Origin of the sequence: Streptomyces sp. NPDC001549 (assembly GCF_042894025.1) — a bacterium.
GTDB lineage: Bacteria > Actinomycetota > Actinomycetes > Streptomycetales > Streptomycetaceae > Streptomyces > Streptomyces kutzneri.
Window position 1 is genome coordinate 127,176 of the sequence record NZ_JBIAVJ010000011.1, and the last position, 22,259, is coordinate 149,434.

The window sequence follows — 22,259 nt, forward strand, 5'->3', positions numbered from 1 at the left end:
GGCGGACGCTCGCCAGGCACGGAACGGCGGACGTCGCAACCCTGACCTTCGTCGGGGTCCGGGCCGGCCGTTCGGCCGGGGCGGACGGGCCCCGGCGTTCCTACGGTCGGACCCCATGGAATCGAACACCCGATACGGATGGGCCCGACGGCTGCCGATCGCCGGCGCGACGGCCGGGGCGGGCACCGCGGCCGTCGTCTGGGCGGCGCCCGGCGGCGCGCTGGGCACGAACGAGCCGGTACACATCACGCAGGGCGTCTCGGCGACGGCCTACCGGTCACTCGCCCGGAGCGTGGCGGGCGACTGGCCGGCCTGGGCCGGGACCGCGCTGGAGGCGGCGAGCGAGGGCACGCTGCTGCTCCTGGCCCTGCTGCTGCTCTCGGCGGGCCTGTGCTCCCTGCGGCGCCGTGACGTGCCCGGCCTGGCCGGGGTGGCCCTGGCGGCCGCCGGGACCGTGGCCGCCTACGCGCTCAGCGAGGGGCTGAAACTCCTGGTCGACGAGGAGCGGCCGTGCCGGGCCGTGGCAGGGGCCCTGACGGTCGCGCCGTGTCCCGCGCCGGGCGACTGGTCGTTCCCGAGCAATCACGCCACCCTCGCCGCCGCGCTGGCGGTCGGGGTGGTGCTCGTACGTCCCCGGCTCGCGGCCCTGGCCCTGCCCGTGGCCGCGGCCGCCGCCCTGCTGCGGGTCCTGGTCGGCGTGCACTATCCGCACGACGTCCTGGCGGGCGCGGCGCTCGGGGCGAGCGCCGTGCTGACCGTACGGATCCTGCTCCTGCCCGCCGCCGGGCACGCGGCGTCAGCGCTCCTCGGGCGCCGCCCCGCCTCCGGGCGGCGCCGGGACCGCTCCGGCCTCGTGGGCGACCACCGCCGCCGCGGCCCGGTTGCCGACTCCGAGGCGGGCGAGGATCGAGCTGACGTGGGCCTTCACCGTCCCTTCGGCCAGGTGCAGGCGGCGCGCGATCTGCCCGTTGGACAGTCCGCCGCCGAGGAGGCCCAGCACGTCCCGTTCGCGGGCGGTCAGGGCGTCGACGCGGGCGCGGGCCGCGGCGCGGCGGCCCGCCCTGGCGCCCGCGCCGTCGGCCGCGAGATGGGCGACGACCCGGGCCGCGACCTTCGGTGACAGGTAGGCGGCGCCGTCGGCGACCGCCCGCACACCGGCCTGCAGCTCCTCCGGATCGCCGGACTTGATCAGGAAGCCGGTGGCGCCCTCGCCGAGGGCGCGCAGGATGTAGTCGTCCTCCCCGAAGGTCGTCAGCATCACGACTCCCGTCGCCGGTACGGTCCTTCGTATCTCGGCGGCGGCCGCGATACCGTCCGTGCCCGGCATCCGGATGTCCAGTACGGCCACGTCGGGGCGGTGGTGCTGCACGAGCCGCACCGCCTCGTGGCCGTCGGCGGCCTCGGCGACGACGGTGATGCCGGGATCGGTGGCGAGGACGGCGCGGACACCCGCGCGGACCATCGGCTCGTCGTCGGCGATCAGGATCCGGATCATCGGACTTCCCTCCCGGTGAAGGTGTCGGTGGAGACGAGCAGGCCGGCCCGGAAGCAGAGCCGGTGGATGTCCCCCGAGCGGTCGTCGAAGGGGTCGGCGGTCAGTACGTAGAACTCGCAGGCCGCACCGTCGGGTTCAGGAACGGGGGCGGCCGGCCGGCGGGTCGTCTGCCGTCGCGGCAGGTACGGCGCCACCTCCGCGCGGGTCTGCCCGACGCTCAGCCGGGCGTGGTCCTGCGGAGCGAGGACCGACTGCCGGGCCGTCACGGTGTCCCAGGCCCGCACCCCGAGGATGAGCACGGCCGCGGTGCACAGCGGTACCAGCACGGCCGCGACGGCGGTACGCCGCAGCCGGCGGCGGGCGCTGTGGTGCTCGAGGGGCAGGACGCCGCCCGGGCGGGCCGGATCGGCTGGGGGCGGCGGGGCCTCGCCGGGCCGGTGCGGAAGCAGGGCGCGGACGGCGAAGCCGTCGCCCTCGGGGCCCGCGGTGAGGGAGCCGCCGGCCAGCCGGACCCGTTCGTCCAGGCCGACGAGTCCGAGTCGGTGGGTCTTGCCGGGGGCGCCCGGGACCTGGGAGGCGGGCTCCGGGCCGCGGACCGGCCCGTTCGTCACGACGACCTCGGTCCGGCCGCCGCCCGTATCCGCCGTGCGCGCCGTCTCCGCCGTGTCCGCCATGGCCGCCATCCCCGCCGTGTCCGCCATCCCCGCCATGGCCGCCGTCTCCGCCGTGTCCGCCGTGTGCCGGACGACGACGGTGGCCCGGGAGGCGGGCGCGTGCTTGGCGACGTTCGTCAGCGCCTCCTGGACGACGCGGTACGCGGCCCGGTCGACGGCCCGCGGCGGCACGGCGGCCGCCGGTTCCCCCTCCACCCGCAGCCGGACGTCGAGTCCCGCCTCGGCGGCCCGGTCCACCAGGCCCCCGATCCCGGCGAGCCCGTTCGCCGGTCCGCTCTCCGGCCCGGGCTCCGGGTCCGAGGGTTCGCGCAGGACGCCGATCACCTCGCCGAGCCGGTCCACGGCGGCTCCCGCCCTGGACCGGATGTCCCGCGCGGCGGTGCGGTGGGCCTCGGGAAGGCCGGGGGCCAGCTGCAGCGCTCCCGCCGACAGGGCGACGAGGCTGAGTTCGTGGCCGAGGAGGTCGTGCATGTCCTGCGCGATCCTGGTCCGTTCGCGCAGTCGGGCCCGTTCTGCGAGCAGGCGCTGTTCCCGCTCCAGCTGCGCGGCCCGCTCCCACCCGGCGTGCACCAGTTCGCGGTACTGGCGCAGGAACCGGCCGGCGAACCACGGAAGCACCGCCGCGGCGAGCAGTGTCAGTACGAACCGGGTCGCCCACGCGAGCCACTCGGGTACCAGGATCACGACAGGCACGGCCGCCACGAGCACCACGGCCAGGGCCACTGCCGCGCTCCGCCCCGGCCCCGGTCCGCGGCCGGCGACGTACGCGCCGACCGCCGCCGGTATCCCCCACCACGGGTCGGCCACGCTCGCGCCGACGGCGGCGGCCGCCGTGATGAACAGCCCTGCGGATAAGACCGGCTGCGGGACCCGGGGCTCGATGATCACTGATCTCACGCACCCGACCCTACGGAACTCCCCCGGGCCGGCGGCACTGCCGAAAGTCCGCCTTCGGCCCCCTCGCCCCCTTCGGGCCCCCGGACCCGTCAGACCGTGCCCGTGAATCCCGGGTCGACCCCGTCGAACTGCCGCCCGGTTTCCCGGCCGAAGCCCAGCAGTTCCCCCATCGGGACGGCGCGACGGCTGGTCGCCGCCAGGTCGCCGCGGCTCTCGGCGGACCACAGGGGAGGGTACAGCGTCAGTCCCCGGCCGCCGTTCAGTTCCGCGACCTCCGCCCGCCACCCGGGCCAGCGCAGGTCGGCGTAGAACTGGTCGAGGGCTCCGGACAGCAGCCAGGACAGCCAGGCCGCGTACCCGGCCCCGATGGCCTCCCAGCGCAGATCATCGGGGGCGAAGTAGACGATCTCGCCCGGTCCTCCGGGCCGGCCGCTGTCGGCGGGGCGCGCGCCGTTCAGGGCGAAGACCCCGCCCAGCACGTCGTACGCCACGACCAGCCCGGCATCCGGGCACCAGCCGGGGTCGAACACCGAGGGGAAGGCATTGGCCCGTGCGAGTCCGGGCAGTCCCCGGGAGCCGTCGGCGGCGGGGCTGCCGAGGACGCGCAGCCAGCCGTCGTCCAGGAACAGGCCGCCGCAGTGCAGTACCACCGCGCCCAGGTACGACCGCGCCGTGACCTGCAGCTGGAGGAGCGACGCCCGGGCGAGGGCGGGATCGGCCGGCAGGACCTCCACCGGAACGGCTCCCGCGCCGAGTTCCGCGCTCAGTTCGGGCCAGGCGGGACCGTCGACGTCGATCAGTTCGTTCAGCGTGCGCATCCGCGCATCGTCGCACCCGTCCCCCGCGTCCCGGAGGGCAGGTCCACCGGCGCCCGGCGGGCGGCTCGGCGGGCAGCCCGGCGGGCGGGGGCCCGGCCGTACCGGCGCCGGGGTCCCGACCGCGTACGCTCGGCGGATGGCGAAATACTTCGACGTACACCCCGAGAATCCCCAGCGGCGCACCATCGACAGCGTGGTCGACATGATCCGCGGCGGGAAGCTCGTCGCATACCCGACCGACTCCTGTTTCGCGCTGGGCTGCCAGCTGGGCAACCGCGAGGGCATCAGCCGGATCCGGTCGATCCGGAACCTGGACGACCGTCACCACTTCACCCTCGTGTGCCAGAACTTCGCGCAGCTGGGCCGGTTCGTACAGATCGACAACGACGTGTTCCGCGCCATCAAGGCGGCGACCCCCGGCAGCTACACCTTCATCCTCCCCGCGACCTCGGAGGTGCCGCGCCAGCTGCTGCACCCGAAGAAGAAGACGGTCGGGGTCCGGATTCCCGACCACGTCGTCACGCAGGCCCTGCTCGCCGAGCTCGGCGAGCCGCTGCTCTCCAGCACCCTGCTGCTGCCCGACGAGCCCGAGCCGATGACTCAGGGCTGGGAGATCAAGGAGCGGCTCGACCACGAGGTGGACGCCGTACTGGACTCGGGTGACTGCGGTACCGAACCGACCACCGTCATCGACTTCTCCGGTGGTGAGGTCGAGATCGTACGCCGGGGCGCGGGCGACACCACCCGGTTCGAGTAGCCGTACCGGAGCCTCCGGCCCCTTGGCCCGCGTTCACCGCCCGGACCCGGGGCTCACGTCCGAGTAGATGCCCAGGTACCGGTATACGCCGGATTCGACCTGGTAGAGGTGGGCGGTACGGGCTCGGGTCAGCACGTGCGTGTTGGAGTCGAAGGACAGCGGCTTGGCCAGGCCCTCGTGGGCCGTCCGGAAGATCCGGCGGGTCACGCCCGCCCGGTCCCGCCCCTCCTCCGCCAGGCCGGTCAGGGTCGCGGCGAGCAGCCCCACGGCGTCGTACGCCTCGGTGGCCCAGCGGGCGGGCGCGGTCCCGTACGCGGCGCGGTGGGCGGCGACGAACTCGGCGGCGGCGGGGACGGCCAGCGGGTCGGTGAAGAGGGAGGCGAACAGCCAGCCGTCGGCGGCCGGACCGGCGGCCGCGAGGAAGGCCGGTTCCATGGCGTGCTGGAGGCCCATCCGCCGGCCCTGGAATCCGCCTTCGGTCAGGGCGCGGGCCAGCTGGGCCGCGCGCTGCGGTGAGGTGCCGGCGTAGACGACGGCCTCGGCCCCGGCTTCGGTCAGCGCGCCTACGGCGCCGGCGAAGTCGGAGCTGCCCGCGGGGATCCGGTGGACGCTGAGCGTGCCCTGCGAGGGCGGTGACTGCTGCAGGTGCTGGACGACCGGGAAGGCGGGCTCGCCGCCTTCGACGTCCTCCACGAGGCCCGTGCGGTGGACGGGCCGGATCCGGCTGAAGTAGTCGATCACCGGGAGGGCGAGCTGGTCTCCGGCCGGGCGGGTGGCGATCACATTGCGCCACTCCGGCCGCGAGAGGGCGTTCTCGGGGCTGTCGGCGGAAACGAGCAGCAGGGCGAGATCGGCCGCTTGGCAGGCAGCGGCCATCTGGGGCACGACCGCGTCCCAGGTGGGGCCGGTGAGTGCGACCACCGCGGGGTCGGCGGCCAGCTCCTTGACCACCTGGGCGGCGCGCGTGGCGTCCCCGCCGTCGTCGACGACGCGCAGGGCCAGCCGGAACGCGGCGTCCGGCCGGCTGTTGTGCCGGTCCACGGCCAGTTTCATGCCGCGCTCGTGGGCCTGGCCGATCTCCTTGCCGGGCCCGGTCAGGTCGGCCTGGAGGGCGAGGGTGCGGGTGGCGAGTTCGCGGGCGGGCGGCGGTGTCGTACCGCGGGCCCGGCTGCGGGTGGTGAACCAGGCGACCGGGGCGCCGATGACGGCCAGGCCCGCGCCGGCCCCGAGCAGCCGTCTGCGCGTGAGGCCCCGGACGGCCCCCTCCGGTGCGTCGATCCGGGTCGGTTCCGGGGCGGGCAGGTCCAGGGCCCTGGTGGAACGCTCGGCGATGAGGCGGGGCAGCGGGGGCGGCAGCCAGTCCTCGCCGTCCGGGCCGGGGAGGTCGTCCCCGAGTACGGCGCCCAGCTGGTCCGGGGTCGGCCGGGCCGCCGGGTCCTTCGCCAGACAGGCCAGCACGGTGTCGAGCAACTCCACGGGCAGTCCAGAGAGTTCGGGCTCGTCGTGCACCGTACGGTAGACCACCGCGGCGGCGTGCCCGCCGCCGAAGGGACCGTGCCCGGTCGCCGCGTACGCCAGGACGCAGCCGAGGGAGAACACATCGCTCGGGGCGCCCGCCACGGCGCCGTCCGTGCGGGCCTGCTCCGGTGCCAGGTATCCCGGGGTGCCGAGGACTGCGTCCACCGCGGTCAGCGTGACCGCGCCCTCGGCCCGCGCGATCCCGAAGTCGATCAGCCGGGGTCCGTCCGGGGCGAGCAGGATGTTGCCCGGTTTGACGTCGCGGTGGACCAGCCCGGCGGCGTGCACCTGCGCCAGCGCCTCGGCGAGCCGCGCGCCCAGGGTCCGTACCGCCCGGACGGGCAGCGGACCGTACCCTGCCACGGCCTCGGCCAGGGAGGGCCCGGGGACGTAGGGGGTGGCCAGCCAGGGCTCGCGCGCCTGCGGGTCGGCGGCGACGACCGGGACCACCCAGCGCCCGGTCAGCTGCCCGGCGGCCTCCACCTCGCGCCGGAACCTGGCGCGGAAATCCGGGTCCGCGGCGTGGTCGGCGCGGATGACCTTGACCGCGACCAGGGTGCCGGCGGCGGAGCGGGCGAGGTACACGGTGCCCATGCCGCCCGAACCGAGGCGTCCCAGCAGCCGGTTGCCGCCGATCGCGGCCGGATCGGCAGGGGTGAGGGGGCGCATCCGGGACTACCCCGCCGCGGGCTGGACGGCCGGGCCGGCGTAGCGCATCCGGCCCCCCTCCACCTTGTGCATGAAGTAGATGTTGCCCTTGACCTGCTGCCGGTCGTCGAAGGTGTATTCCTTGGTCAGCCCGCGGAAGGTGCCCTGGGTGAGCGCGGTCAGCAGTCCGGCACGGGTCGGGCGCCGACCGCCCGCCGCGGTGGTGACCAGCCGGTCGATGATCAGGCGCGTGGCGTCGAAGGCCTCCGCGGTCCAGATGTCGGGGGCCGATCCGTACGCCGCCCGGTGCGCACGGGTCATCTCCGCGACCTCGGGGGCCTCCGGGCCCGTGTACGGCGTGAAGAACTGCCAGCCTTCGGCCGCCTGGCCGGCCGCGCCGAGGAACTCGGGTCCGGCGATGGTGTAGTCGGCTGCCCGGGGGCCTTGGAAACCGGCGGCGGCCAGCAGTCCGGCGGTCTTGGCCCCGCCGGCCGGGGTGCCGGTGTAGAAGAAGCCGTCGATGCCGTGCGCGAGCAGGTCGGTGATCACCGGTGCCAGGTCGGTGACTCCGCGCGGGACGACACGCCCGTAGTAGGTGGCCTCGGGCGCGAAGTAGCCGATGGTGCGGCCCATGAGCTGGGCCGCCTGCCAGGTGTCCGTGTCCCCGCCGCGGTCGCTGAGGATGCCCAGCCGCCGGACGCCCTGCTTCCCGGCGAGTTGCAGGTTGACGGCGGCGGCCTGGGCCGAGGAGACCGGGCAGCTCTGGAAGAAGCTGCGCCGGTCGGTGATGCTGAAGGTCGTCGCCAGGGCGGACACGGTCACCAGGGGGACGGAGCTCTCGCCGTAGAGTTCCAGGCAAGGGATCACGGAGTCGTTGCCGGTGGGGCCGACCACGGCGAACAGGTCGCGATGGGCGATGAGTCCGGTGGCGGCGGCCGCCGAGCGGTCCGCCTTCCCGGCGTCGTCGGCGGTGGCGACGGTGAGCGTGAAGGGCTTGTCCTTGCGGGAGTTGAAGGCGTCGACGGCGAGGCGCACCCCGCGCTCCTGGGCCTGTCCGGCGGCCTTCTGGGGGCCGGAGAGGTCGGCGTGCACACCGATCACCCATTGCCGTGGGGCGTCCGCGGCAGGGTTCTCGGGCTTGTCCTGGTCGCGCAGCGCCAGCCAGGCGGCCAGGCCGCCGCCGGCCGCAAGGACGGCGCCGCCGGAGGCGAGGGCGAGGAACCGCCTGCGGGAGGGCGTCGGCGCGGCCGTGCCGGGCGCGGGGGCGGCGTCCGGGTCGGCGACGGTCTCGTCGATGCCGGGCAGGGCGAGCAGCGCGGCGGCGCGTGCGGCGATGGTGGAGACGACGGGGTCGGGCAGCCAGTCGGTGCCCTCCCCCGGGGTGTCCTCGGTCAGTGCCGCGTCCAGCTCGCGCGCGCCGGGGCGGATGTCGGGGTGTTTGGCGACGCAGGTGCGCAGCAGCGCGGTGAGTTCGGGGTCGGCGAGGATCTCGGGGCCGAATTCGGGCTCGTCGTGGACCGTGCGGTAGAGCACCGCGTCCACGGTGCCGGTGCCGAAGGGCAGCCGTCCGGTGGCGGCGTACGCGAGGAGGCAGCCGAGCGAGAAGACATCGCCGGCCGGTTCGGCGGGACGGCCCTCGGCCTGCTCGGGCGGGAGGAATCCGGGGGTGCCGAGTACGGCGTCGGCTGAGGTCAGGACGGTGTGCTCACCGCCGCGGGCGATCCCGAAGTCGATCAGCCGGGGCCGGTCCATGCCGAGGAGGACGTTCCCGGGCTTCACGTCGCGGTGTACGAGGCCCTGCTCGTGCATCACCCCGAGGGCCTGGGCCAGGGCCTTGCCGAGGATGCGTACGGCGCGCAGCGGGAGCGGGCCGTGGGCCGCGACGGCCTCGGCGAGGGAGGGTCCGGCGACGAAGGAGGTGGCGAGCCACGGTTCGGCGGCGTCCGGGTCGGCGCCGGTGACGCGGACGGCCCAGGGGCTGTCCACCTCGGCGGCGATCTCGGCCTCGCGGCGGAAGCGGGCCCGGAAGTCGGCCTCTTCGGCGTACTCCGCGCGGATCACCTTGACCGCGGCGAGCGCGCCGTCGTCGGTCCGGCCGAGGTAGACGACGCCCATGCCGCCGGCGCCGAGGCGTCCGAGGAGCCGGTGTCCGCCGATCCGGGAGGGGTCAGAGGGGTGGAGCGGCTCCATCAGCCCGCCGCCTTTCCGAGCTCCTGCTTGGCCTGGATCATCATCTGGCTGGTGCCCTTGGCCACGTAGGCGTTCAGATCGCCGATGGTGACGCCCTGCGCGCCCTTGGCGGCGATGGCCACGGTGACGGGTCCGAACTGGGCCTGGGACCAGGTGTAGTCGTAGGGCCCGCCGTCCTGTGCGCTGACGTACTTGCCGGATTCGGTGAAGGCGTCCTCGGTCCATCCGTTCAACTGCTCGCCGAGGTAGAAGGCGCCGCCCCACAGGCTCTTGAGGTCCTCGCCCTCACGCAGCTTCTGGTCCGGGCACCGCAGGACCTCTTCCATGGCGCGGGCGGTCTCCCAGCCGGACTCCTCGCGGGTGTGGTGGACGGTGACCGTGGCGTTGATCCGCACGCGGCCGCGGCCGTCCTTGGCCGGGATGTGGAAGTGGCGGGTGCTCGTGGCGAGCACGTCGTCCGGCAGGCCCTCGGTCTGCCAGACGCAGCCCTCGTCGAGCACGGGCCAGCGGCCGGGATCGCTCTCGAACGGGGTGTTGCGCACAACCTCGGGCCCGAGGTCGTGCTCGGCGATGATGATCCGGCCGAGCAGGGCGCGGGCCTCGTCGGCCGTCTTCGGCTGCTTGGACTCGTCGACCGGTGGCATCGGGATCGAGGCGGAACTGCCGGGCGGGGCGGCCGGGGTGCTGCTCGCGCCGGTGCTGCCCGGACCCGAACCTCCCGTGCCCGGATCGCCCGTGCCCGACGGCGTGGCCGACGTGCCCGGGGTACCGCTCGCCGCGCCGCCCTTCGGCGTGCCGTCGGCCGTGCACCCGGCGATCAGGAACAGACCCGCCACCGCGCAGCCGCAGGCGCGCAGGACGGCCTTCCCTCTGCTCTGCCCTACCAGTCCCCCCACGGCACGGATCGTACCCAGCCGTGGACGCGCTTAACTGGCTTACGGAAAAAGGATGTTGAGGTCCATCGTCCTCTTACTGCAGACGGTCCAGGGTCCAGGCGCACTCGTGGCGGGTGAAGCCGACGTGCGGGTAGTAGTCGACCGCGGCCGGCGCGGCGAGCAGGATCAGCTTCGCCTGATGATGAGAGTCAAAGACAAACCGGTCCACCGGTATGTATTGCATCGCGGCCGGGCATGCTGCAGGAGCGTCCATTCATGGGGAAGGAGCCGCTCGTGCTCACTCAGGTTCTCACTTGGCTCCGACGGCTCAAGGGACGCTTCACCGGTATCCCCGACAGTGGGGCCGCACCGCTGAGCGACCGCGCCCCGGTCTTCACCGCGGACTTCGGATCAACCTCCCAGTGGGTCGCCGGCCGGTCCTGGGCCTACCCGAACGGCGGGCCCACCAACACCGGTGACAACAAGCTCGACTACCTGGTGGCCGACCCCTCCTACAGCCGCACCGGCACCTTCCGGGCCACCCGCCGCCCGGACGGCAAGTGGAACGCGGGCCTGCTGACCACCGAGGGCAGCGGCGAGGGGTTCATGGTGCGGACCGGTGACGTACTGGAGTCCCGGGTGCGGCTGCCCTCCGAGATCGGCGCCTGGCCGGCGATCTGGACCTGGCGGGACGGCGGCAACGAGATCGACGTCTTCGAGTACCACCCCGACAACCCCGACCTGCTCGAACTCTCCAACCACGTCAAGGGCGGCTCGCGTTACCACCGGGACTCCTCCATCGCCCCCGGCGGCTGGGTGGACCTCAAAGTCGAGTTCGGATCGCGCTCGGTCGTGTGGTGGGTCAACGGCACCCGGGTCTTCGCCGACCGCCGGGGCGTCGGGCGCAACTGGCGGGCGTACCTCATCGTCAACCTGTCCGTGTGCGCCGGGCGCTACCACCCGGCGCCCGAGCCGGGCGTCTCGCAGATGTCCTACGCGGTGGAGTACCTACGCGTCCACCGACCCTAGGGAACCGCAGGCCTGGTGCCCCCACCGGCTGCCGTTCTTGGTGATCAGGTCACCGGCCGCGTAGGGCTTTCCGCAGGCGCAACTGCCGGGGAACTTCGCCTTGATGGCCCGGGATCCACCGCCGCCGGCCGCGGTGCCCGCGGACGTGCGCTTCCCCGGCGCGGCCGCCTTGCGGCGCGCGGGGGAAGCCGCGGCCGGAGCCGGAACCGGCATCTCCGTGCTGCCGAGGGCCGTACCGGCGGCCTCCTGCCTGATCGCCGCGTCGCTGGCGGCCTGGTCGGCGATCGCGTTCAGATGGTCGCCGTCCTCGCGGTGCGCCGGAACGTACTGGAAGGTGACGTCCCGGTCCGCCAGCAGCCGGTCGATCGCCTCGACGAGTTCGCGGTTGGCGACCGGCTGGCCGGAGGCGGTCTTCCACCCGTTGCGCTTCCAGCCCGGCAGCCACTGGGTCACGGCCTTCATCGCGTACTGGGAGTCCATCCGCACCTCGACGGGCGTCCGCGGGTCCACCGCCTCCAGCAGCCGCTGGAGGGCGGTCAGCTCCCCGATGTTGTTGGTGGCCCGCCCCAGCGGACCGGCCTCCCAGCGCTCGGGGCGTCCCTGGGAGTCGGCGATGACCCAACCCCAGCCGGCGGGCCCGGGATTACCTTTGGCCGCTCCGTCACAGGCGGCGATGATGCGATCAGACATCCCCCGATCATGCCTCATCCCGCGGGACTCCCCGCTCGCTCACCCCGGCAGCACGTCCTTGGCCACCAGGCGGGAGCCCGCGTAACAGAGCCGGTAGACGTCGACCTGGTCCAGGAGGTTGCCGTTCGAGCGGTAGTACGCACACTCGGTGCCAGGGGGTACGGGCAGCGCCCGGACGGCGTCCGGGACGTACCGGAACTGCTGCTCCGGAAGAAACCGGACCACTTCGCCGAGGTCCTGGCCGACCCGGACCGCGGCGAAGTCCGCGGGACGCAGGACACATGTGGTCAGCTGGTGGGCCAGATACGCGCAGGAGGCGAGTGTCACGAGGCCGAACCCGGCGGGGGCGGCGAACGCGGCGACGAACCGGCGCCGGGCTCCGCGCCGGACGACTGCGAGCCGCTGCGCCGAATCCGAGCCGGTCCGCTCCCGGGGCTCCCCGGTGCTTCTCGCGCGGTCCGGGTTCACCTGGTCGGGCAGGGTGGCGAGGACCTCGAAGCCGCCCTCCCGGGGCGCGGCGTGCAGCGTTCCGCCGATGAGCAGGACCCGTTCGCGCAGGCCGGTCAGCCCGCGGTGTCCCGGGGCCGGCCCTGCGGCGGGCCGCGGGCCGGCGGCCGGTGAGCCGGTCCGCGGCGCGGAGTTGGCCACCCGTACCTCGGTGCGGTCCGCCTGCCGGGCGATGCTGACGTGGACCGTGCTGCCGGGTGCGTGCTTGATCGCATTGGTCAGCGACTCCTGGACCACGCGGTACGCGCTGCGGTCGACCAGCGGCGGCAGAGCGCGGGCCGGCCCTTCGCGTCGCAGGTGCACCGTCACCCCGGACTCCCTTGTCCGGGCGACGAGTTCCTCCACCGGTTCCACGGACGAGCCTGTCGGTTCCTCCCCGTCGGAGCCGTCGCGCAGAACGCCGATGGTGTCCCTGAGATGACCCACGGCGTCGGAGACGGCCGCGCGCAGCACGGCCAGGTCCGCCCGGTCCTGGCCGGTCAGCGTGGGCGAGAGTTCCAGGGCCCCGGCGCGCAGGGCGATGAGGCTCAGTTCGTGGCCCAGCGAGTCGTGCATGTCGGAGGCGATCCGGGTCCGTTCCCTCAGCCGGGCCTGCTCGGCCACGGACCGCTGCCGCTGTTCGAGACTGCGCGCCCGCTGCCAGCCCTCGTGCACCAGGGCCAGCCTGGCCTGCCGGTAGCGACCGGCCAGCCAGGGGAGGAGGAGGGCCGCGGGGATGTACGACATCGCGTAGAACCAGTACACGGCGCCGACGCCGAGGACGGCGCACAGCGCGAGGTCGATGGCCGTGCAGGCTCCGAACAGCACCAGCGCCGGCCCCGTACGGTCCGCCCGCAGGCCGAGCAGGTAGGTCAGTACGGCCAGCGCCACCAGGTACGGGCTCGCCGTCGGGGTCGGGTCGGCCAGACCCGCGGCGACCAGCGCGTTGGCGAGGAACACGGCCGCCCCCGGCCGGGTCCGGCCGGTGGTCACCGCAGCCGCCAGGACCAGGAGCGGCAGGACCAGACCGAAGGCCGGTGAGGGATGGGCCGCTTCCCGGTGGGCGAGGACCGCGGCGCCCGCCATGGCCGCCCACAGCGCCGCGTCCCGTACGGCCTGACCCCGCCCCGCGGCCGTCGGCACGGCGCCCCGCATCCTCACACCCACCCCCGCCACTCCCTCTCTTCGGTCCCGCTGCTCCGGTCCGCCCGTGTCACCGGACGGGGCCAAGCCTGTCACCCGTCGCGCCGCCGCAGTACGAACCGGCCGGTCAGGTGAGCGGCGGCCGTCCAGGCCAGCACTATCAGGATGGCGACCGCGGGCGGGTAGGGGGCATCGCCGTCCGCGAGCATGACGTGGCCGCCCGCGGTCTGCGGGAGGAAGTCGTTCACCGCCAGGAGGGCGGAGCCACCCAGTCCGGTACAGATGGTGGGGAGGGCGGAGACGAGGCCGAAGACCGCCGACAGCGTGCCGACCGCGGTCCGCAGGGCGAAAGCGACCCCCACCGTGAGCACGGCGACCAGGGCGCAGTACAGGCCCATCGCCAGGGTCTGGGCGACCGCCTTGCCCGGGTCGAAGGACGCGTGACCGCGGAAGGGCGCCCGGGCCACGGCCATGCCGAGGACGGCGAACAGGCATCCGGCGGTGAAGGACACCGCCGCCGCGACGACCGCCTTGGCCAGTTGCAGGCGATGCCTGACCGGCACCCACTGGAGCGAGGTGCGGGCACTGCCCGTCGCGTACTCACTGGTGACCACTGTCATCGCGAGCACGACGATGACGAACTGGCCGAGGATGACGGAGGAGACCGGGGCGTTGCCGAGCGGCTGGACGGGCTTGTCGTTGATCCGGGCGATCGAGCCGTAGTAGAAGGTGAAGACTCCCGTCAGCAGGACGCCGACGAGCAGGCAGGCGTACGGAGTACGGATGGACCACAGTTTGGTCCACTCGGCGCCGACCGCACCGGCGAAACCGCCGCCCGCGGGAGCCGGGGCGGCGTGGCGCGCCGGGTCCGTCCCGGGGTCGGGGCGAGGGCCGGGATCGGGGCGGAGGCCGGGTTCGGTCCGGGTGTCGGTCATCTGGGTCACACCTTCGCCGTTCGGGTCGCGTACTCGACGCTGTGCTCGGTCAGTTCCATGTAGGCCTGTTCCAACGACGCCGATGCGCTGTGCAGTTGGTGGAGGCGCATGCCGAGGTGGTGGGCGAGGTCGCCGATCTGCCCGGCGGTCCTGCCCCTGACGACGATCTCGTTCCGCTCGCCGCCGCAGTGTGACGGGGCGGGCTCGACGGACACCCCGTCGTGGGCGAGCAGGTGGCCGGTCAGGGCGCGCAGGTCGTCGGGGCCGGCGGTGCGCACCCGTACCGAGGCCGAGGCACTCGCGGCGAGCAGCTCCGCCATGGGGGTGTCGGCCAGCAGCCGGCCCCGGCCGATGACGACGAGCCGGTCGGCCGTCAGCTGCATCTCGCTCATCAGGTGGCTGGAGAGGAAGACCGTACGGCCCTGCGCGGCCTGGGCACGGACGAGTTCACGCACCCAGCGCACGCCGTCCGGGTCGAGGCCGTTGACCGGCTCGTCGAGGATCAGCACCTTCGGGTCCCCGAGGAGGGCGCCCGCCATGCCGAGCCGCTGGTACATGCCCAGGGAGAACGCCCCGGCCCGTCGGCGCGCCACCTTGGCCAGGCCCACCGTCTCCAGAACCTCGTCGACGCGGCGCACGGGGATGCCGTTGCTGCGGGCCTGTGCGATCAGGTGGCTGCGCGCCGGGCGGCCCGGGTGCAGGGCCTTCGCGTCCAGGAGGGATCCGACCTCGCGGACCGGGTGGCGCATCGACGCGTAGGGCTTCCCGTCGATGAGCGCCCGCCCGGCGGTGGGCCGGTCCAGGCCGAGGATCATCCGCATCGTGGTCGATTTCCCGGCGCCGTTGGGGCCGAGGAAGCCGGTCACCTGTCCCTCCTCGATGTCCAGGGTCAGTCCGTCCACGGCGACGGTGGCGCCATGGCGTTTGGTCAGGCCTCGCAGGGTGATCACGGTGTTCCTCCGGTGTCGTCGGTGCTGTGACGACCGTAGGAACCGGCAGCGCCGACGGGCATCGCTCGCAGGTCGGCGATCGGATACCCTACTTTCGTCGGGGGTCCCCCGACGAACGGCGCGACCGCAGCCCGCCGTTAGACTGCGCCGGTGGTTCAGGTGCTGCTGGCAGACGACGAGGCGATGGTCCGGGCCGGTGTGCGCGCCATCCTGGCGCGGGATCCGGAGATCGAGGTCGTCGCCGAGGCGGCCGACGGGTACGAGGCCCTCGACGCCGTACGCGGGCTCCGGCCCGCCGTCGCCCTGCTCGACATCCAGATGCCCCGGCTCGACGGGATCGCGGCGGCCGCACGGATCCACCAGGAGCTGCCCGGCACTGCGGTGATCATGCTGACCACCTTCGGCGAGGACGAGTTCATCGGCCGCGCCCTGCGTGAGGGTGCCAGCGGGTTCCTGCTCAAGGCGGACGATCCCCGGGAACTGCTGGCGGGCGTGCACGCGGTGGCCGCGGGCGGCGCGTACCTCTCGCCGAAGGTCGCCGCCCGGGTCGTCGCCGGACTGCGCAGCGGGCGGATGGCGGGCGGAGTGCCCGCGCGGAACGCCCTGGTGGGACTGACGGAACGGGAGAACGACGTCCTGGCGCTGCTCGGCGCCGGTCTGTCCAACGCCGAGATCGCCGCTCGCCTCCTCCTGGTCGAGGGCACGGTGAAGGCCCATGTGAGCGCGATCCTGGGCAAGCTCGGCGTACGGAACCGGGTGGAGGCGGCGATCGCCGCGTACGAGGCCGGGCTGGCCGAACGGGACCGCCGAACGGGTCCTTGCGCAGGGCCTTGCGCAGGGCCTTGCGCAGGGCCTTGCGCAGGGCCTTGAGCAGGGCCTTGAGCAGGGCCGGCTGCACCGGTCAGGAGCCGGGTCCGCCGGCGGCGAGCAGTGCGCACTTCTCGAAGTTCATGCATCCGCAGGCCAGGCAGTCGGCGACGGCGTCCCGCAGGATCTGCGTCTGCTCGATGAACCGGTCCAGTTCGGGGAGCTTGCTCTCGGCGAGGGCGCGCCACTGCCGGGTGGCGCCGCGCTCGGCGTCGCCGTCGAGCAGGCCGCGGATCTCGGCGAGGGTGAATCCGGCCCGCTGGGCCATCTTGATCAGCGCGAGCCGCCGCACGGTGCCGGCCGGGTACACCCGCCGGCCCGCGGCCCGTTCGGCGGGTGGCAGCAGGCCGACGCTCTCGTAGTAGCGCAGCGCCGAGGGTTGCATCCCCACCTGCCGAGCGAGTTCACCGATCCCGAGCTGTCGCACCCGTCACTCCCCCTTGACCTCAAGTGCGCTTGAACCATGAGTCTGACCTGGTGACTCCCGTACAGACAACTCGCCTCCTCCCCCGCACCTATCGGCCGTTGTTCGCCCATGCCGACTTCCGGCGGCTGCTGCCCGCGCTGGCGGCCTCAGATCTCGGTGACGGGATGAGCGTGGTCGCCGTCGCGTGGCTGGCCATCGAGATCGCTCCCCCGGGGCGGTCCGGCCTGCTCCTGGGTGCCGCGCTCGCCGCGTACGCGCTTCCGGGGGCCGCCGGAGCACTGCTCTTCGGGCGGTGGCTGCGCCGGCTTCCGGCCGGGCGGCTGCTGGCGGCCGACAGCCGGATCCGCGCGGTGCTCCTCGGCTGTGTCCCGCTGGCCTGGGCCGCGGGGGTGCTGCACCCGGTGCTGTACGTGGCCCTGCTCGCGGGCTCGTCCGTCCTGCATGCCTGGGGGAACGCGGGCAGGTACTCCCTGCTCGCGCAGATACTTCCGCCCGACCAGCGGCTGGCCGCCAACGCGCTGGTCAGTTCCAGTGGCTCGGCCTCCATCGTCGTCGGCCCGGCGCTCGCCGGGTTCCTGACCGCGGTGATCAGTCCCGCCTGGCTCATCGGGCTCGACGCGTTGTCCTTCGCCGTGCTCGCCGCCCAGGTCGGTCGGCTGCGGGGCGCGGCGGCCGGACAGGACGGGAAGGATGGGAAGGACGGGAAGGGGGCGACGGCCGCGCCGGTCGACGCCGACCGGTCGGCGGCCGGCCTGCGCCTGCTGCGCAAGCAGCCCGAGCTCCTCGGCGTCCTGGCCCTGACCTGGTTCTTCAACTTCCTCTACGGGCCGGCGGAGGTAGCGCTCCCGTTGCACGTCACCGACGACCTGCACGCCGGGGCGGGCCTGCTCGGGCTGTACTGGACGCTGTTCGGAGCGGGCGCCGTGCTGGGCGGCCTGGCCGCGGGCGCCCTGCGGCGGTTCCCGCTGTGGCCGGTCACGCTGGGGATCGTGGCGGGCTGGGGGCTGGCGCTCGTACCCTTCGGCCTCGGCGCGCCCGCGGCCGTCACCCTGGCCTGCTTCACCCTCGGCGGCCTGATCTACGGACCGTTCACGGCGCTGTCCTACACCCTCTTCCAGGAACGCACCCCGGCCGCCTCGCTGACGACGGTCCTCGCCGCCCGCAGCGCCGCCCTCCTGACCGCCGGGCCGGTGGGCACCGCGCTCGGCGGCCCGCTGATCGCGCTCCTCGGGCCCCGGCAGGTGCTGGCCGCGTCGGGGATCGCGACCGTCGCACTCGCCGTGATCGGGGCCGCCATCCGGGTCCGGGGGCTGCGGCGCGTCAGGACTCCTGCGCCCCTGTGACCGCCGACCTGATCTCGTCCGCCAGCGTCCGGGCGGCCGTGTCGGCCGCGCCGCCCACCAGGCGGGTCCGGGTGAGGCTGAAGGACAGGCCGCGGGCGCGGTCGGCGAAAGCGATGCTGCCGCCGCTTCCGTGGTGGCCGAAGGCCGTGCGTTCGCCTGCCATCTGGGGCAGGCCGACGAAGTAGCCGAGCCCCTTGGCGTACCTGCCGAGGAGCATCAGGTCCTTGCCTTCGACAGCCACCTCCGCCGCCAGGGCCACCCGTTGCGGGGACATCAGCCGCACGCCCTCGACCTCACCGGACAGGGCGGCGTACAGCCGGGCGGCGGCCCGCGCGGTCGTGGTGCCGCACGCGGGCAGGTCGGCCAGCAGGTACGCGCGGCGGTTGGCGAGTTCGGCGACGGTCCACACGGTGCGGTTCGGGGCGACGTACCGGCGGAAGGGCGCGGAGGGAGGAAGGGCTTCCAGCCCGGCCGCCCAGTTGCCCTCCACCAGCGGCGCCGTACGGGCGAGCTCGCTCTCGGGCAGGCCGAAGTAGAGCTCGTCGGCCACCCCGAGCGGCTCGCTCACGTACGTGCGCAGGGCCTCGGCCGGGGTCAGGCCGGTGATGCGGCGCACGGTCTCACCGAGGATCCAGCCGAAGGTCCAGCCGTGGTACCCGCTGGCGGAGCCCGGCTCCCACAGCGGCTCCGCCGCCGCGACGGTCGCGCACATGGTGTCCCAGTCGCACAGCTCCTCCGGCGTGAGGGCGGAGGGGAGCTGCGGTACTCCGACGGAGTGCGTCAGGGCGTGCCGTACGGTGGCCCGCTCCTTGCCGTGCGCCCCGAACTCGGGCCAGTAGTGGGCGATGGGCGTGTCGTAGTCGACCAGTCCGCGCTCGGCGAGCACGTGCACCAGGGTCGCGGTGAAGCCCTTGCCTGTCGAGAAGCTGTGGATCAGCGTGTCGGAACGGACCGGGCGGCCGCCGGGCCGGTCGATCCAGCCCGCGTGGGCGTCGACGATCGGCTCGCCGTCCAGATAGGCCGCCACCTGGAGGCCGCTCTCCTGACCGGAGTCGACGAGCTCCTGGAGGACCCCGCCGACCCGCGCCTGCGCATCCGTGCTCACCCTGTGATCCACCGGGGCATCATGGCACCGCGCGGAGCCGGGGAGACGGATCAGGGCCGTGCGGCGAGGCCGCACGGCCCTGTTCTTTCCCCGCGGCCCGTTCAGCGAAGGGGCGGGACGGGGAAACGGTTCTCCGGAGCCCGGCGGTCAGACCGGGCCGTCGTCCGGGATCAGGCGGGGGTGATGTTCTCCGCCTGCGGGCCCTTCTGGCCCTGCGTGATGTCGAAGGTCACGGCCTGACCCTCCTGGAGCTCACGGTAGCCAGAGGCGTTGATCGCCGAGTAGTGGGCGAAGACGTCCGGGCCGCCGCCGTCCTGGGCGATGAAGCCGAAGCCCTTTTCCGAGTTGAACCACTTCACAGTTCCCGTAGCCATGTTCATGCCTTCCCGTTGACGTACGTCTTCCACACGGCGTGGAAGACGGAGGTGATCGCCCTGGTCCTACGGCACAACACAGCAAAACTGCCCACACCAAAGGGCACGGGCAAGGCACTTGGAACCACGACAGCTACCCGTGAAGGTACACGCCTGCACGCACTGTCACCAGGGGGAATGATCTCGCCTTCGGGGCGAGATTCAGCCCTTTCGCCCACACTCCGGGCACGGCCGCCCGTAAATGCGTCGAGCACCGCCTCCGGGATGCCGTAGTGTGAGGTCTACCGACGCGGGGTGGAGCAGCTCGGTAGCTCGCTGGGCTCATAACCCAGAGGTCGCAGGTTCAAATCCTGTCCCCGCTACTGCTCGGAAGGGCCCGGATCCTCATGGATCCGGGCCCTTCTGCTGTGCCGGGCCCTTCTCCCCCGCGCGGCGCGGCCCGCCCGCGGATCCCGACCGTGCGGATCCGGACCGCGCGGATCCGGACCCGGGGGGCCGGGGTCCGGGGCCGGGCCGCATCACCCGGTGGCCCGTGGCGCCGCCACTCCGCCTCGCCGTGGCCGCCGCGACGATGAGCACCCCACCCACCATGTGACGGCACTCACACAACGATCTGTCGTCCGGTGTCGACCGGATGGGGTGCGGCGGGCGTATGCCCGGTGAGAGGGACACATGGATTCGGGAGCGATTTTTTGACCATCGAGGAGTTCGAGGAGTTCTACGCGCAAGCGGCAGGACGGCTCACAGGACAGCTCTACGTGATGCTCGGCGACCACCACGAGGCACAGGACGTGGTGCAGGAGGCCTTCGTCAGGGGGTGGGGCCGCAGGCATCAGCTGGACCGTGACGGCCGGCCCGAGGCGTGGATCCGCACCGTCGCGTGGCGGCTCGCCGTCAGCCGCTGGCGCGGGCGGCGGCGCACCGCCGACGCCTGGCAGCGCACCGCCCCCGCCGGACACGTGGAGGGGCCGGGGCCGGAGGCGGTGGCACTGGTCGAAGCGCTGCGGCAACTGCCCCTGAAACAGCGCCGGACCATGGCGCTGCACTACGTGTGCGATCTGACCGTCGAGCAGATCGCCGCCGAGACCTCGCTGTCCGCGAGCACGGTCAAGACCCACCTGTCCCGGGGCAGGGCCACGCTCTCCCGCCATCTGCAGGACCCCCGCATTGAGGAGGCTCCCGATGCCTGACTCCCACGACCCGCTGCGGTCCCTGTTCCGGGAAGCGGCCTCCGCCGGACAGTCCGCGAGCACGGCCCCGCCCGTCGCCGTCATCGAGCGGCGCGGCGAACGGCACCGCCGGCGCCGGATCGTCGGTATCGCCGCCGCCTGCTTCCTCGTCCTCGCCGGATCCGGCGCGGCCCTGTCCGCGTTCCTCCCGGGGGACCCGGGCCCGACCCTCCCCGCAACCACTCCCTCGCCCGCGGCCCCGTCCCCGACTTCCGCACCGCCCCCGCCGCCCAACTCCACGGCGCCGACGCTCAACTCCATGACGCCGCCGCGCAACACGACGCCTCCGCCGCCGCTCAACACCACGATGCCGCCGCGCAGCACGACGACGACGCTCGATCCCACCGGGACCGTCACCGCGAGCATGTCGCCCACGCCGCCCCAGCCGCTCCGGTAGCCCCTCCCCCTTCCCCCTCTCCCCCTCTCCCCCTCTCCCCCTCTCCCCCTCTCCCCGCAGCACACCGCCCGCGGACACCGGCCTGAGCCAGGGCTGGTGACTCCGCACGCCTTCAGACGGTCAGGAGATCCCGATATGCCCGTTTCAACCCCCCGCCGGCCGGTCGAGCTTCCCGGCTCGCCCACCGCCTGGCCGCCGGTGCGCGAGAACGCTCGCCGCCCCCGCCGCGCCCGTCTGGCGTTCCTGCGGCTCGGCCCGGGCGAGCGTGAGGTGATGTGGCTGTACCTGCTGACCCGCGTCGGTATCTGGGCCACCGCGGGCGCTGTCAGCTGGCTGTTCCCCGCCGACGGCGAGGCCCGCCGGCCCGCCTCGCTGCTTTCGCCCTGGCAGCAATGGGACTGGTGGCACTACCTCCACATAGCCCAGGACGGCTACTTCCCCGCCCAGGCCGGACCCTGGACGGCCGGCTGGGACAACCGGGAGGCGTTTCTGCCCGGCTTCCCCCTCGCTCTGCGCGCCGTCCACACCGTGGTCCCCGACTGGGCCGCGGCCGGAGCGCTGATCTCGTTCCTCTCGGGCGGCGTCGCCGTCCTGGCTCTCGCCCGGATCGCCCGCCATCACCTGGCCGACCTCGAAACGGGCCGCCGCGCGGTGGTGTTCCTGCTGCTCTCGCCGTGCGCCGTGTTCCTCGCCGCGGGCTACACCGAGGCGCTCTTCCTCGCCCTGGCCCTGCCCGCCTGGCTGGCGGCGCAGCGCCAGAACTGGCCGGCGGCCACGGTACTGGCCTGCCTCGCCTGCTCGGTCCGCATCACAGGTCTCTTCCTCGCGGCCGCCCTCGCACTCCACTTCGTCCTGACCGCCCGCGGCCGCACCGCCTGGCGCTCGGCCCCGTGGCTCTTCCTCCCGGCCCTCGCGCCGGCTCTCTACAGCTGGTACCTGCAGACCTGGACCGGGGACTGGATGGCCTGGAAGCACGCCCAGGAACGCGGCTGGTACCGGGACTTCCACGCACCGTGGGAAGCCTGGGCGAACACCTGGGAAGCCGCCTTCCACCACACCCACCCCACCGGGTACGCACTGATGTGGCAGGCCGAACTCCTGGCCATGGTGGTCGGCGTCGTACTCCTGGTCCTGCTGCTACGGGGCCGCCGCTGGCCCGAAGCCCTGTACATCGGCCTCACCCTGTGGGCCCTGGGCACCTCCTACTGGTACACGTCCGTGCCCCGCTCCACCCTCCTGTGGTGGCCGCTGTGGATCGGCCTGGCCTCCTGGAGCCTGAAGCGCCCCCGGATCCAGACCGCCTACCTCTACGTCGTGGCTCCCCTGTCCACCGCGGTCGCCATCACCTTCCTCTCGGGCCGCTGGGCCGGATAGACCGTCTCGTCCGGATCTCGGCCGGACTCCGCCGGGCC

Annotated in this window: 21 protein-coding genes, 1 tRNA gene and 1 pseudogene; 9 read left to right on the forward strand and 14 right to left on the reverse strand. The window is 73.8% G+C overall.

Features of this window, described 5'->3' with window-relative positions; genetic code table 11:
* Nucleotides 1–115 precede the first annotated feature (115 nt).
* Nucleotides 116–700: pseudogene (locus ACFY04_RS19880) on the forward strand (phosphatase PAP2 family protein); the annotation flags it as partial.
* A 96-nt stretch (nucleotides 701–796) separates the two neighbouring features.
* On the opposite strand, the gene ACFY04_RS19885 reads toward ACFY04_RS19880, so the two are convergent.
* From ACFY04_RS19885 to ACFY04_RS19895, 3 genes are all read right to left on the reverse strand, one after another.
* The gene (locus ACFY04_RS19885) at nucleotides 797–1,495 is read right to left on the reverse strand and encodes a response regulator (RefSeq protein WP_389118317.1); all 699 of its coding nucleotides are present in this window, start codon (nucleotides 1,493–1,495) and stop codon (nucleotides 797–799) included.
* Entirely contained in the window at nucleotides 1,492–3,066 is a 1,575-nt protein-coding gene (locus ACFY04_RS19890; protein WP_389118319.1) for a sensor histidine kinase, read from the reverse strand. Before ACFY04_RS19890 ends, ACFY04_RS19885 begins: the two co-directional genes overlap by 4 nt.
* Before the next feature lie 89 nt (nucleotides 3,067–3,155).
* Nucleotides 3,156–3,884, reverse strand: a complete 729-nt coding sequence (locus ACFY04_RS19895; RefSeq protein WP_389118321.1) for a DUF2625 domain-containing protein — start codon at nucleotides 3,882–3,884, stop codon at nucleotides 3,156–3,158.
* 136 nt (nucleotides 3,885–4,020) lie between these two features.
* On the opposite strand from ACFY04_RS19895, the gene ACFY04_RS19900 reads away from it, so the two are divergent.
* The gene (locus tag ACFY04_RS19900) at nucleotides 4,021–4,641 is read left to right on the forward strand and encodes an L-threonylcarbamoyladenylate synthase (protein ID WP_389118323.1); all 621 of its coding nucleotides are present in this window, start codon (nucleotides 4,021–4,023) and stop codon (nucleotides 4,639–4,641) included.
* Between the two features lie 33 nt (nucleotides 4,642–4,674).
* Here the strand turns inward: ACFY04_RS19900 and ACFY04_RS19905 are convergent, their stop codons facing one another.
* From ACFY04_RS19905 to ACFY04_RS19920, 4 genes are all read right to left on the reverse strand, one after another.
* A complete protein-coding gene (locus tag ACFY04_RS19905; RefSeq protein ID WP_389118325.1) occupies nucleotides 4,675–6,828 on the reverse strand; it encodes a bifunctional serine/threonine-protein kinase/ABC transporter substrate-binding protein in 2,154 nt (717 codons plus the stop codon).
* Between the two features lie 6 nt (nucleotides 6,829–6,834).
* A complete protein-coding gene (locus ACFY04_RS19910; RefSeq protein ID WP_389118327.1) occupies nucleotides 6,835–8,997 on the reverse strand; it encodes a bifunctional serine/threonine-protein kinase/ABC transporter substrate-binding protein in 2,163 nt (720 codons plus the stop codon).
* Entirely contained in the window at nucleotides 8,997–9,893 is an 897-nt protein-coding gene (locus ACFY04_RS19915; protein WP_389118329.1) for a hypothetical protein, read from the reverse strand. Before ACFY04_RS19915 ends, ACFY04_RS19910 begins: the two co-directional genes overlap by 1 nt.
* Before the next feature lie 73 nt (nucleotides 9,894–9,966).
* Nucleotides 9,967–10,116, reverse strand: a complete 150-nt coding sequence (locus ACFY04_RS19920) for a hypothetical protein (RefSeq protein WP_389118331.1) — start codon at nucleotides 10,114–10,116, stop codon at nucleotides 9,967–9,969.
* A gap of 104 nt (nucleotides 10,117–10,220) precedes the next feature.
* Between ACFY04_RS19920 and ACFY04_RS19925 the strand changes: the two genes are divergently transcribed.
* Entirely contained in the window at nucleotides 10,221–10,901 is a 681-nt protein-coding gene (locus ACFY04_RS19925) for a beta-glucanase (RefSeq protein ID WP_389118507.1), read from the forward strand.
* On the opposite strand, the gene ACFY04_RS19930 is transcribed toward ACFY04_RS19925, so the two are convergent.
* From ACFY04_RS19930 to ACFY04_RS19945, 4 genes are all read right to left on the reverse strand, one after another.
* Nucleotides 10,881–11,591 carry a ribonuclease H gene (locus ACFY04_RS19930; protein ID WP_389118333.1) on the reverse strand — a complete coding sequence of 237 codons (711 nt, stop codon included), beginning with the start codon at nucleotides 11,589–11,591 and terminating at the stop codon, nucleotides 10,881–10,883. The genes ACFY04_RS19925 and ACFY04_RS19930 overlap by 21 nt on opposite strands.
* A gap of 39 nt (nucleotides 11,592–11,630) precedes the next feature.
* A complete protein-coding gene (locus tag ACFY04_RS19935) occupies nucleotides 11,631–13,220 on the reverse strand; it encodes a sensor histidine kinase (protein ID WP_389118335.1) in 1,590 nt (529 codons plus the stop codon).
* Between the two features lie 92 nt (nucleotides 13,221–13,312).
* Nucleotides 13,313–14,155, reverse strand: coding sequence for an ABC transporter permease (locus tag ACFY04_RS19940; RefSeq protein ID WP_389118337.1), 843 nt, complete (start codon nucleotides 14,153–14,155; stop codon nucleotides 13,313–13,315).
* A 5-nt stretch (nucleotides 14,156–14,160) separates the two neighbouring features.
* Nucleotides 14,161–15,105 carry an ABC transporter ATP-binding protein gene (locus tag ACFY04_RS19945; protein WP_389118339.1) on the reverse strand — a complete coding sequence of 315 codons (945 nt, stop codon included), beginning with the start codon at nucleotides 15,103–15,105 and terminating at the stop codon, nucleotides 14,161–14,163.
* Nucleotides 15,106–15,255: 150 nt separating this feature from the next.
* On the opposite strand from ACFY04_RS19945, the gene ACFY04_RS19950 reads away from it, so the two are divergent.
* Nucleotides 15,256–15,975, forward strand: a complete 720-nt coding sequence (locus ACFY04_RS19950) for a response regulator (protein ID WP_389118341.1) — start codon at nucleotides 15,256–15,258, stop codon at nucleotides 15,973–15,975.
* A 31-nt stretch (nucleotides 15,976–16,006) separates the two neighbouring features.
* Here ACFY04_RS19950 and ACFY04_RS19955 read toward each other — a convergent pair whose 3' ends face one another.
* On the reverse strand, nucleotides 16,007–16,399 hold the full coding sequence (locus tag ACFY04_RS19955; RefSeq protein WP_389118343.1) for a MerR family transcriptional regulator: 393 nt from the start codon (nucleotides 16,397–16,399) through the stop codon (nucleotides 16,007–16,009).
* Nucleotides 16,400–16,449: 50 nt separating this feature from the next.
* Between ACFY04_RS19955 and ACFY04_RS19960 the strand changes: the two genes are divergently transcribed.
* Nucleotides 16,450–17,742: an MFS transporter gene (locus tag ACFY04_RS19960; protein WP_389118345.1), complete on the forward strand. Its 1,293-nt coding sequence runs from the start codon at nucleotides 16,450–16,452 to the stop codon at nucleotides 17,740–17,742.
* On the opposite strand, the gene ACFY04_RS19965 is transcribed toward ACFY04_RS19960, so the two are convergent.
* Nucleotides 17,720–18,847 carry a serine hydrolase domain-containing protein gene (locus ACFY04_RS19965; protein WP_389118347.1) on the reverse strand — a complete coding sequence of 376 codons (1,128 nt, stop codon included), beginning with the start codon at nucleotides 18,845–18,847 and terminating at the stop codon, nucleotides 17,720–17,722. The genes ACFY04_RS19960 and ACFY04_RS19965 overlap by 23 nt on opposite strands.
* Nucleotides 18,848–19,017: 170 nt before the next feature.
* Entirely contained in the window at nucleotides 19,018–19,221 is a 204-nt protein-coding gene (locus ACFY04_RS19970; RefSeq protein ID WP_030384970.1) for a cold-shock protein, read from the reverse strand.
* Nucleotides 19,222–19,509: 288 nt separating this feature from the next.
* Here ACFY04_RS19970 and ACFY04_RS19975 point away from each other — a divergent pair.
* The 4 genes from ACFY04_RS19975 (at nucleotide 19,510) to ACFY04_RS19990 (ending at nucleotide 22,221) form a co-directional block, all read left to right on the forward strand.
* A tRNA-Met gene (locus ACFY04_RS19975) sits at nucleotides 19,510–19,583 on the forward strand.
* Nucleotides 19,584–19,913: 330 nt separating this feature from the next.
* Nucleotides 19,914–20,411: a SigE family RNA polymerase sigma factor gene (locus ACFY04_RS19980; protein WP_389118349.1), complete on the forward strand. Its 498-nt coding sequence runs from the start codon at nucleotides 19,914–19,916 to the stop codon at nucleotides 20,409–20,411.
* Nucleotides 20,404–20,847: a hypothetical protein gene (locus ACFY04_RS19985; protein WP_389118351.1), complete on the forward strand. Its 444-nt coding sequence runs from the start codon at nucleotides 20,404–20,406 to the stop codon at nucleotides 20,845–20,847. Before ACFY04_RS19980 ends, ACFY04_RS19985 begins: the two co-directional genes overlap by 8 nt.
* Nucleotides 20,848–20,982: 135 nt before the next feature.
* Nucleotides 20,983–22,221 (forward strand): mannosyltransferase family protein, encoded by a 1,239-nt coding sequence (locus ACFY04_RS19990; RefSeq protein ID WP_389118353.1) that lies wholly within the window; start codon nucleotides 20,983–20,985, stop codon nucleotides 22,219–22,221.
* Nucleotides 22,222–22,259: the final 38 nt, after the last annotated feature.